The organism is Arthrobacter sp. APC 3897 (assembly GCF_030407495.1).
Taxonomy (GTDB): Bacteria; Actinomycetota; Actinomycetes; order Actinomycetales; family Micrococcaceae; genus Arthrobacter_B.
In genome coordinates, this window is the sequence record NZ_JASDDG010000049.1 from 1 (window position 1) to 9,767 (window position 9,767).

At 62.7% G+C, this 9,767-nt stretch carries 9 protein-coding genes; 6 read left to right on the forward strand and 3 right to left on the reverse strand.

Annotated elements, in window-relative coordinates; genetic code table 11:
• A partial coding sequence (locus tag QMA10_RS17280; RefSeq protein WP_290170412.1) for a prolyl oligopeptidase family serine peptidase occupies nt 1–1,235 on the forward strand: 1,235 nt, incomplete at its 5' end.
• A gap of 20 nt (nt 1,236–1,255) precedes the next feature.
• Here QMA10_RS17280 and QMA10_RS17285 read toward each other — a convergent pair.
• Nucleotides 1,256–1,879: a peptide deformylase gene (locus QMA10_RS17285; protein ID WP_290170414.1), complete on the reverse strand. Its 624-nt coding sequence runs from the start codon at nt 1,877–1,879 to the stop codon at nt 1,256–1,258.
• Nucleotides 1,880–1,942: 63 nt separating this feature from the next.
• Between QMA10_RS17285 and QMA10_RS17290 the strand changes: the two genes are divergently transcribed.
• Complete coding sequence (locus tag QMA10_RS17290) at nt 1,943–2,497, forward strand: heme-binding protein (RefSeq protein ID WP_290170416.1); 555 nt, start codon at nt 1,943–1,945, stop codon at nt 2,495–2,497.
• A gap of 95 nt (nt 2,498–2,592) precedes the next feature.
• Here QMA10_RS17290 and QMA10_RS17295 read toward each other — a convergent pair whose 3' ends face one another.
• The gene (locus QMA10_RS17295; protein ID WP_104054271.1) at nt 2,593–2,898 is read right to left on the reverse strand and encodes a DUF4193 domain-containing protein; all 306 of its coding nucleotides are present in this window, start codon (nt 2,896–2,898) and stop codon (nt 2,593–2,595) included.
• 1,225 nt (nt 2,899–4,123) lie between these two features.
• Here QMA10_RS17295 and QMA10_RS17300 point away from each other — a divergent pair.
• The gene (locus tag QMA10_RS17300) at nt 4,124–5,227 is read left to right on the forward strand and encodes an ATP-binding protein (RefSeq protein WP_290170418.1); all 1,104 of its coding nucleotides are present in this window, start codon (nt 4,124–4,126) and stop codon (nt 5,225–5,227) included.
• Nucleotides 5,228–5,234: 7 nt separating this feature from the next.
• Here the strand turns inward: QMA10_RS17300 and QMA10_RS17305 are convergent, their stop codons facing one another.
• Nucleotides 5,235–6,245, reverse strand: a complete 1,011-nt coding sequence (locus QMA10_RS17305) for a LacI family DNA-binding transcriptional regulator (protein ID WP_290170423.1) — start codon at nt 6,243–6,245, stop codon at nt 5,235–5,237.
• A gap of 133 nt (nt 6,246–6,378) precedes the next feature.
• Here QMA10_RS17305 and QMA10_RS17310 point away from each other — a divergent pair, with 133 nt between their 5' ends.
• The 3 genes from QMA10_RS17310 to QMA10_RS17320 all read left to right on the forward strand — a co-directional run bounded on the left by QMA10_RS17310 (nt 6,379) and on the right by QMA10_RS17320 (nt 9,626).
• Nucleotides 6,379–7,305, forward strand: coding sequence for a sugar ABC transporter permease (locus QMA10_RS17310; protein WP_290170420.1), 927 nt, complete (start codon nt 6,379–6,381; stop codon nt 7,303–7,305).
• A 65-nt stretch (nt 7,306–7,370) separates the two neighbouring features.
• On the forward strand, nt 7,371–8,240 hold the full coding sequence (locus tag QMA10_RS17315) for a carbohydrate ABC transporter permease (RefSeq protein WP_290170425.1): 870 nt from the start codon (nt 7,371–7,373) through the stop codon (nt 8,238–8,240).
• Between the two features lie 36 nt (nt 8,241–8,276).
• A complete protein-coding gene (locus tag QMA10_RS17320) occupies nt 8,277–9,626 on the forward strand; it encodes a sugar ABC transporter substrate-binding protein (RefSeq protein WP_290170422.1) in 1,350 nt (449 codons plus the stop codon).
• Nucleotides 9,627–9,767 lie beyond the last annotated feature (141 nt).

Genomic DNA, 9,767 nt, shown 5'->3' on the forward strand with positions numbered 1-9,767 from the left:
GTGACGACGGTGAATGGCTTTTCTTCCTGGCCTCGGAGCTGTCCGCGTCCGGCAGCGACTTTGTAGCACGCAACACCTCGCTGCACGTCATGCCGTCGGACGGTGCGGCACCTGCCCGCCGGCTCACGGCCCCGGAGGATATCGATCTGGCGGAGGGCGGCATCGTTGCCGCCGGAGGTTCAGCGGTTCTGGTCTTCAACCGCACCCGGGGGAACGGAGAGCTGCTGCGCGTTGATGCGCAGGGCAGCCAGGAGGTGCTTGTCGCCGGTCCCCGCGTCATCCAGGGCGCTGCGGCAGCTGCAGGCGCCGTCGTCGTCAGCTTTGCCGATCCGGCAACCATGGGCGATGTAGCCGTCCTGGAAGCCGGCGGGCTCCGGGTGCTGACGGATTTCTCCGCACGGCTGCGGTCGCAGACGCGGGTAGCGCCACTGGCGGAGCAGACGCACCCGTCCCGGGACGGTTATCCGGTGCACGGCTGGGTGGCCCTGCCCGAAGGCCCCGGCCCGCATCCGGTGCTGCTCAACATCCACGGCGGACCGTTCGCCCAGTTTGACTGTGCCTACTTCGACGAAGCGCAGGCCTACGCCGCCGCCGGTTACGCGGTAGTCCAGTGCAACCCGCGCGGATCGGCAGGATACGGACAGGAACACGGCCGGGTGATCAAGGAAGCCATGGGAACCGTGGATCTGGACGACGTCCTGTCCTTCCTGGAGGGGGTCCTGAGGGACCATCCGGAACTGGACAGTGAACGGCTGGGAGTGATGGGTGGATCCTACGGCGGCTACCTCAGTGCCTGGACCATCGCCAATGACCACCGGTTTACCGCCGCCATTGTGGAACGCGGTTTCCTGGACCCGCTGTCCTTCATCGGCTCTGCCGATATTGGATGGTTCTTCAGTGCGGCTTACACCGGCGCGGACACTGCAAAAGTCCTGGCGCAGAGCCCGATGGGCCGGGTGGGAGACGTCCGGACGCCTGCCCTGGTGATCCATTCAGAGGAGGATCTGCGCTGCCCGGTGGAGCAGGCACAGCGTTATTACACGGCGCTGAAGCAGCGCGGGGTTCCTACGGAATTGCTGTTGTTCCCGGGCGAGAACCATGAACTCTCCCGGGCAGGGACTCCCTGGCACCGGCGGCAGCGTTTTGAGCACATCCTGCGCTGGTGGGCCCGGTGGCTGCCAACACCGGCGAACTCCGCGGAACCCGCCGAACCGGCGGACGCCGTCGGGCGCTGATCGTTGGATTCCAGGAGCGTCTAGAAACCCAGCCCGCGCCGGGCCTCGTCGATGGAGGGCGAGGCCCAGCGCCGCAGGTATTCCGTATTGCTGCACAGCGAGCGGGTCAGGACCTTGTCCACATACACCGTGCCCGCCAGATGGTCCGTTTCATGCTGCACAATCCGGGCCTGCCAGCCATGGAAGGTCTGTTCCACTGGAACTCCGCCGGTGTCGGTGTACCGCAGGGAGACGGACCGGTGCCGCGGAACAACCCCCTGATAGCCGTTGAAGGACAGGCAGCCCTCGTAGAACTCAACGGTTTCGGGCGCGGCAGGCTCATAGGCCGGATTGATGATCGTAAAGAAGGGCAGGGGGAGACGTTCGCGCAGGTCAGTGAGGTCGGGATCCTCAAAGGTGTCTTCCAGCACCGCCACCTGCAGCGGAATGCCCAATTGCGGGGCGGCCAGGCCCACGCCGGGGGCAGCATGCATCACCCGGCGCATCAGGGAAATGAGGGCGGTCAGTTCGCCGTCGTCCAGCTGGCCGTCGCAGGGGAGTGCGGGCTGTCGAAGAGCAGGATGACCCAGCTGTACGATCGGCGGCAGATCCGTGTCGAGCAGGGGCAGGACAAGATCGCGGATGAGTGAAGTTTCTGTGGGCACTGCCCCATCCTAGTTGCTGCGGCCGTTCTCACGGCTGCAGTGTCCCGGTAGGCTCGGCCTACCATGACAGAGCAGCAGCCGTATCAAATACTGGCGGTTCTTCCCGGTTTCGAGCTGAGGAACTACCCGGCCCACCTTGTGGCGCAGGTAACCGTTCGCTCGACCATTGAAGAGGCGGGCGGCACAGCGTTCCGATATCTGTTCGGCTACATCAGCGGCCGGAACCACTCCAGCCTCCCGGATCCGTCCCGTGAGCCCGGGACTGACGGGATGCCTGTGAAGATTCCCATGACCGCGCCAGTAATCCTGCAGCCCCAGGTTCCGGACGAAACCTACACCGTGGCCTTTGTGCTTCCGGAAAGCATGTCCGCCGATGCCGCCCCGGACCCGGATGATCCCGCTGTGGACGTTGTTGCCGTGCCGGAAAGCCGGGCGGCAGCAGCCTCGTTTTCGGGACGCTGGACGTCGCGCAGCTATCTGGACCACGCCGCGGCACTGGGGGAGGCGGTGGCAGCCGCAGGTTTGATTCCGCTGGGGCTGCCGCGCTTCGCGCTGTTCGATCCGCCGTACAAGCCGTGGTTCCTTCGCCGCAATGAAGTGGTCCAAACCGTGGAGTAGAAGATGCGCACCGGCAGGGGACGGGGCAAAAAAATGCCCGGTCCGGATGCTGCGGCAACGCCGCAGACATCCGAACCGGGCCGGGCCGGGAAGACTTAGCCTTCGCAATCCACGCAGTACTTGTCGCCGTTCTTCTCCTTGGCGATCTGTGAGCGGTGGCGCACCAGGAAACAGGACATGCAGGTGAACTCGTCAGCCTGTGCCGGAACAACCTTAATGAGCAGCTCTTCGCCGGACAGATCCGCACCGGGGAGTTCAAAACCGTCGATGGCATCCGTTTCGTCAGCGACGTCGCGAACGGCCGTCATAGCGCCGCCGCGCTGCTGGGCTTTCAGTCCTTCAAGGGAGTCGCTGGGGCGGTCTTCTTCCTTGACGCGCGGAGCATCGTAATCAGTAGCCATGTGTTGTGCTTTTCTCCTGAAAATTTTGGGGGGGGTTAGGCGTAGATCATATAGCCACGAGGGTCGATTTCACCAACTGAGAATGAAAATGCCCATCTTAGGCCCTGCGGGGCTCTGGGGGAAGTGACCTGCACCCTATTTTTTTCCGAATCGCTGCCTTGTCAGCTGCATCGTTTTGGTGCCGGATCGGGGTGGCGCAGGATTCTGCCTGGACGATTGGGGGCTTGGCAGGGGTGCCAGCAAAATAGGCAGGGGACCGGCGCCGCGACACTGTCCCGGCATCAACAGCAGTACCTGTATGTAGTTCTGTCAGATGTAGTTATGTCAGCCGGCAGACCTCCGTCCAGATGGGATTTCAGCGTTATGACAAGCTGCGACGGGCTTCAAGGGTGCCGGCCGCAGGGTAATGCGTTATGTCAACAAGAAGCCGTGGACGCAGGCCGCCTGGCTGGATGCCTGAAAGCTGCATGGGAGGTTGGCGGGGGACGTTATGTCAACTCATGCGGATGTGCGGATGGCCGGCATGGAAGGAGCACTGAAGACAACCTGTATGCGCAGATTTGGGCCGGAAACCTTAGGCCCGAGAATCCGGGGCAAATCCGGCGATAAGCCAGGAGGGCTGGAACAAGCTTCGGCCGGGGATTGACGGGACATATCGAGCACAGGAGGAATCCGGCCCGGAGCCCCTCCCGGGCCACCTGGATATAACGCCGATAATCTACATTATGTCAACTAACGCAGGGAAGGAGCTCCCCCGTGCCGCCGGCCCCTGCGGTTTCGCGGGTGCAGCCGCCGGGCAGATCTCCGGCAACGGCCGCGTCCGTGGGGCACAGAGATTTCTTCCGGCGCCGAGATCCGCGGGTGCCGTTCGACAGCGTCACGGAAGGCGCACACCGCGGCTTCATCACGACGAATGAGTCAGCGGTGAGATATGAACTCCTCATGCGTACCGCTGACGCAGCGCGGGAAGCTGGTGCCCCTGGAAGCGGTCATCAACTGGATGGGCTCCCATAAGGAATCAACGATCAATGCCGGGGTCGTGCTTACCGGGAAAGGCCTGGCCTCAGCTCTGCTGCTTACGGGGCTCCCCTGTGGCCGCTCGGGACCTGCCGATCCCCCTGCGGACCCCTGCCGGCCGGATAGTCAAACTCACTAAACTCACATAGACTCACAGCGCTGTGAAAGTGAAAACTCACAAGATACACATGAACTCACAAGGAGCCCGGTGCCAGAGAACCCTTTCCGCCCCTCAGCGGGGGCAACTCCCCCGCAAATCCTGGGCCGCGCCGGTGTGCTCGATGAGTTCGAGTACGGGCTGCGCCTGGGATCCGGCGCTCCGGGACTGTTGACGATCTTCACCGGAGCCCGCGGAATCGGCAAGACGGTCATGCTCGGCGCCGCCCATGACGCAGCCCGGGAAAACGGTTGGGCAGTCATTTCCGAGACAGCCACCACCGGTTTCATGGGCCGGATCGGAGAATCCATGCGGGGTATCGCTGAGGAACTGGGTCCCGGGCCGGTGAACCGCAGAATCACGGCAATAGCTGCCGCCGGCTTCAGCATCACTACCCAGCTCCCGCCGGAGCGCCAGGTGGCCTGGCGAACCATTGGAGAGGAACTGCTGACGCTTTTGGATGACCGCGGCACGGGGCTCATTATCACCGTGGATGAGATCCATGCTGCTGACCGCGGCGAACTGGCCCAGCTGGCCGCCAGTGTTCAGCACTTCATCCAGGACAGGCTGCCCATAGGTCTCGTCTTTGCCGGGCTTCCGGCTGCTGTGTCCGACCTGCTCAATGAAGGCGTGGCCACGTTCCTCCGCCGTGCCGACAAGATAGATCTTCATGCAGCCGCCGTCCGCGAAGTGGAAGAATCCTTCGCTGCAACCTTCTCCCGGGCAGCCATTAAGGTCTCCCCCGGCCTCGTGCACCGGGCAGCCGAAGCCACCGGCGGGTATCCCTTCCTGATTCAGCTGGTCGGTTATTTTCTCTGGCGCGAGGCAGAAGGCAATCAGCGCAGTCTCACCTCCGACACTGTGGACCGGGCCATTGCCGCCGCAAACCGCCGCAATGTGCGCACAGTCATCGAAGCCGCCCTTGCCGCCGCCTCCCCCAAAGACCTGGACTTCCTTGCCGCCATGGCCGAGGATGACGGACCGTCTCTGGCCGGAGACATTGGCCGCCGGATCGGTGCGAAGACAAACCTGGTGGCAAACTACCGCTCCCGGCTGTTGGCGGCCGGACTCATAGAATCCGCCGGACACGGCAAGGTGACCTTTGCCATTCCCGGCCTGCGCCAGCATCTGCGGTCCCAGTCAGGACGGGTTTAGCTCCGGCTCATTCCCGGCACGTAGAACGCGAACGCTGTTTTGGGACTTCAGCCGTGCTGTCCCGGACCACCAGCCGCGTGGGAATGAGGTCACAGCCGGGTTCCGTGATGTTTTCCTCCATCTGCCTCAGGACGCTATCGACGCATCTCCGGCCCAGCTCCGCGAAATCCTGGTGCACGGTGGTGAGGGGCGGGCTGAAGGAGCTGCTGTCCGGAATATCGTCAAAGCCTACGACGCTCACATCACCCGGCACCCGGATCCCTTGTTCGTTGAAGGCCCGCAGCACTCCCAGGGCCATCTGATCGTTGGCTACAAACACCGCCGTGCAGTCGGACGCGGCAAGCCGCAAGCCAGCCTCATACCCCGAATCTGCGGACCAGTCCCCGCGCAGCAGTCCAGGCTCCGGGATGCCCCGTTCGGCAAGCGCACTCCGCCACGCGCTGACGCGCCGCTCTGCCGCAAAGGAGGCAGCAGGTCCCGCCACATGCCACACCGTGGAGTGCCCCAAATCGAGCAGATGCTGCACCGCCTTCTGCGCGCCGTCGGCCTGGTCCGTATCTATCACGCTGTAGCCCTCGCTCGCCTCGGAGTCAATGACGACGGCGTGTGTTCCCGGGGGGAGGGAAACAGTGGAGTAGTCCAGCAGATGGACTTCCATCATGACAATGACAGCGTCCACGGCCAGTTCATTCAACCGTGAAAAGGCGCCCTGCACGGCCTCCGGGGTTCGGGCGGCCACCGGAATCAGCGTGACGGCATAATCCTCTTCCGCCGCCCGGGCAGCGATGGCCTCCAGTGTCCGGACGTTGCCGGTTGTCGCCAGGGTGTAAAGGATTACCCCGATTGTCCGGAAACTTCCCCGTTTCAAGGCGCGGGCCGCGCTGTTGGGCCGGTAACCCAGCTCCCGCATCGCCGCGATTACCTGCTCCCGGGTTGCCTCCACCACTCCGGGGCTGCCGTTGGACACGCGGGAGACGGTCTGGGCCGAGACGCCCGCCAGCCGGGCAACGTCCCTCATCGACACGGGGCGACGCTCACGGGGACTGTGTTGACGAGACGGCGAAGGCATGTGACTATCCTAACAATCAAAATGTTTACGTAAACATTCGATCCTGCGGCCTCGTCCGGCCCTAGTTCACAGAGGAATCATCATGACGACGGCGTCACCTCCACCCGCAGTTCCCGGCATTTCGCCGTTGCCGGCCGCGCGCGTCCGGAAACGGTCATGGTCCGGCTGGCTTTTCATCGGTCCCTTCATGGCTGTCTTCGCGATTGTCTTCATAGCGCCGATCGCCTACTCGATCTGGCTCAGCTTTTTCCGCAACCAGCTCGTGGGCGGAAACAGCTTTGTTGGCCTGGCGAATTACGCCCAGGCCCTGCAGGATTCCCAGTTCTGGTCCTCACTGTTTCGAGTGACCCTGTTCCTTGCCGTCCAGGTGCCGGTGATGCTGCTGATCGCCCTGCTGGCCGCGTTGGCGCTGGACAGCGGGCGGCTTTACGGGAAGTCCTTTTTCCGGATCTCCATCTTCCTGCCCTACGCAGTTCCCGCCGTCGTCGCCAGCCTGATGTGGGGCTTCATGTACGGCACCCGGTTCGGCCTGGTGGGCAACATCAACGATGCACTGGGAATCAATCTTCCAAACCCGCTCTCACCCGATCTCATCCTTGCCTCGATTGGCAACATCGTGACGTGGGAGTTCATTGGCTACAACATGCTGATTTTCTATTCAGCCCTGAGCGTGATTCCCAAATCCATCTATGAGGCGGCAGAAATCGACGGGGCCAGCCAGCTCCGGCTCGTTACCGCCATCAAGGTTCCCGCCATCCGCGGAGCACTCGTGGTTGCCACCATCTTTTCCGTGATCGGCAGCTTCCAGCTGTTCAACGAACCGAGCATCCTGCAGAGCCTCGCACCAAACTCAATCTCCACCTACTTCACCCCGAACCTGTACGCCTACTCGCTGAGCTTCTCCGGTCAGCAGTACAACTACTCCGCCACCGTGGCCATCATCATGGGCGTCATCACCATGGTCATTGCCTATGCAGTGCAGCTGCGCGGAATGCGGAAGGAAAGCTGATCATGAGCGTTGCCGTCGACCCCGCCCGATCCCGGAACCAGAAAGCCAAGAGTCCCAACATCCGGATGAAAAGTACGCGCCGAGGCGTGGATAACCCCAAGCGCAATGTGCTGCTGACGATCCTCACCGGCGTTGTCCTTCTCTACAGTCTCGTCCCGCTGCTTTGGCTGGTGATCAACTCCTCCAAGACCCAGGATGACCTCTTCAGCTCCTTCGGGCTCTGGTTTAGCGATGAATTTGCCCTGTTCAGCAACATTGCGGACACACTCACCTACGACGACGGAATTTTCGTCCGCTGGCTGCTCAACACCGTGCTGTACGTAGTGCTGGGGGCAGGCGGCGCAACCTTCCTAGCCGTCCTCGGCGGATACGCGCTGGCGAAGTTCAACTTCCCCGGCAAAAAGGCTGTCTTTGCCGTGATCATTGGGGCGGTGGCCGTGCCGGGCACTGCGCTGGCCGTCCCCACGTTCCTGATGTTCAGCGAAATAGGCCTCACCAACACGCCCTGGGCAGTCATCATCCCGTCACTCATCTCACCCTTTGGCCTGTACCTGATGTGGACGTTTGCCACGGAGGCCATCCCCACGGAGCTGCTGGAATCGGCACGCATGGACGGCGCCGGAGAGTTCCGCACCTTCTTCCGGATCTGCCTGCCGCTGCTCGGGCCGGGCATTGTCACAGTACTGCTGTTCACCATGGTTGCCACCTGGAACAACTACTTCCTGCCGCTGATCATGCTCAAGAACCCTGATTGGTATCCGCTGACCCTGGGCCTGAATGCCTGGAACGGACAGGCGTCCACAGCCGGAGGCGAGGCGATCTTCAACCTCGTCATCACCGGCTCACTGCTCACCATCCTTCCGTTGATAGCGGCGTTCCTGCTGCTGCAGCGCTACTGGCAGTCCGGTCTCAGTGCCGGGGCCGTCAAAGAATAAGCCCCTTCCGAAAACAATGACGTGAAAAGGAAAACCATGAAGAACACCATTTCCCTTGCAGTGCTGAGAGGCTCCGCAATCGCCCTGACCGCGGCCCTGGCCCTCACCGCCTGCGGCGGCGGGGCCGGGGACAACGCCGGCGCGGCCAACGAAGAGGTCAGCGCTGAAGATGTTCAGGCGGCCCTTGAGGAGGGCGGCGACATCACCATCTGGTCCTGGGAGCCCACTCTTGACGAAGTTGTCGAGAGCTTTGAGGCGGAACACCCCAATGTCAATGTGAACCTCGTGAATGCCGGCACCGGAAATGACCACTACGTGGCACTGCAGAATGCCGTCGCTGCGGGTTCGGGTGTCCCCGACGTTGTGCAGCTGGAGTACTTTTCCCTCCCGCAGTTTGCACTGGCGGAGTCAGTTCGGGACCTGAGCGCCTACGGCGCCGGCGATCTGCAGGACACCTACAACCCCGGGCCCTGGAATTCAGTCCAGGCCAACGGAGGAATCTACGGTCTCCCGATGGACTCAGGGCCCATGGCCCTGTACTACAACAAGGAAATCTTTGATAAGTACGGCGTGGAAGTTCCCGCGACCTGGGACGAGTACGTCGAGGCCGCCCGTGCCCTGCACGAGGCAGATCCCAGTGTGTATATTGCCAACGACACGGGCGATGCAGGTCTTGCCACCAGCCTTATCTGGCAGGCCGGCGGCCAGCCCTACAAGGTGGACGGAACAGATGTCACCGTCAATTTTACCGATGAGGGCTCCACAAAGTTCGCTGAAACCTGGCAGCAGCTCCTGGATGAAGACCTGCTGGCCCCCATCACTTCCTGGGGGGACGAATGGTACCAGGGACTTGGAAACGGCACCATCGCCACCCTTGCGACCGGCGCCTGGATGCCGGCAACTTTCAGCTCGGGAGTTGCCGCCACTGCGGGCAAATGGCGGGTAGCTCCCCTGCCCCAGTGGCAGGAAGGCGAACCCACCAGCGCCGAGAACGGCGGCAGCGCCCTGAGTATTACTTCCGCCAGCGAAAAGGGTGCACTGGCATACGCGTTCCTCGAGTACGCCAACGTGGGTGACGGCGTCCAGATCCGGGTGGACAACGGAGCGTTCCCGGCCACGGCGGCCACTCTGGAATCAGAAGACTTCCTGTCCGACGAGTTCGAGTACTTCGGCGGACAGAAGGCCAACGAGGTCTTTGCGGAGTCGGCGAAGAGCGTCCCCGAGGGGTGGTCCTACCTGCCGTTCCAGGCCTACGCCAACGGCATTTACAACGACACCGCCGGGCAGGCCTACGTCTCAGACACCACGCTGAAGGACGGACTGGAGGGCTGGCAGGAGGCGAGCATCAAGTACGGCAGCGAACAGGGCTTTACCGTCTCAAAATAAGCCCCTGAACAAGCGCACCACAGGACCGGGCCGGCCGGAGTCGATATGACCCCGGCCGGTCCGGACCTTTATCCGGGATCCACCCGGACCCCTGCACACCCCATACCCCGAGGAGCCTTCAACATGTCAACCCCCACCGCC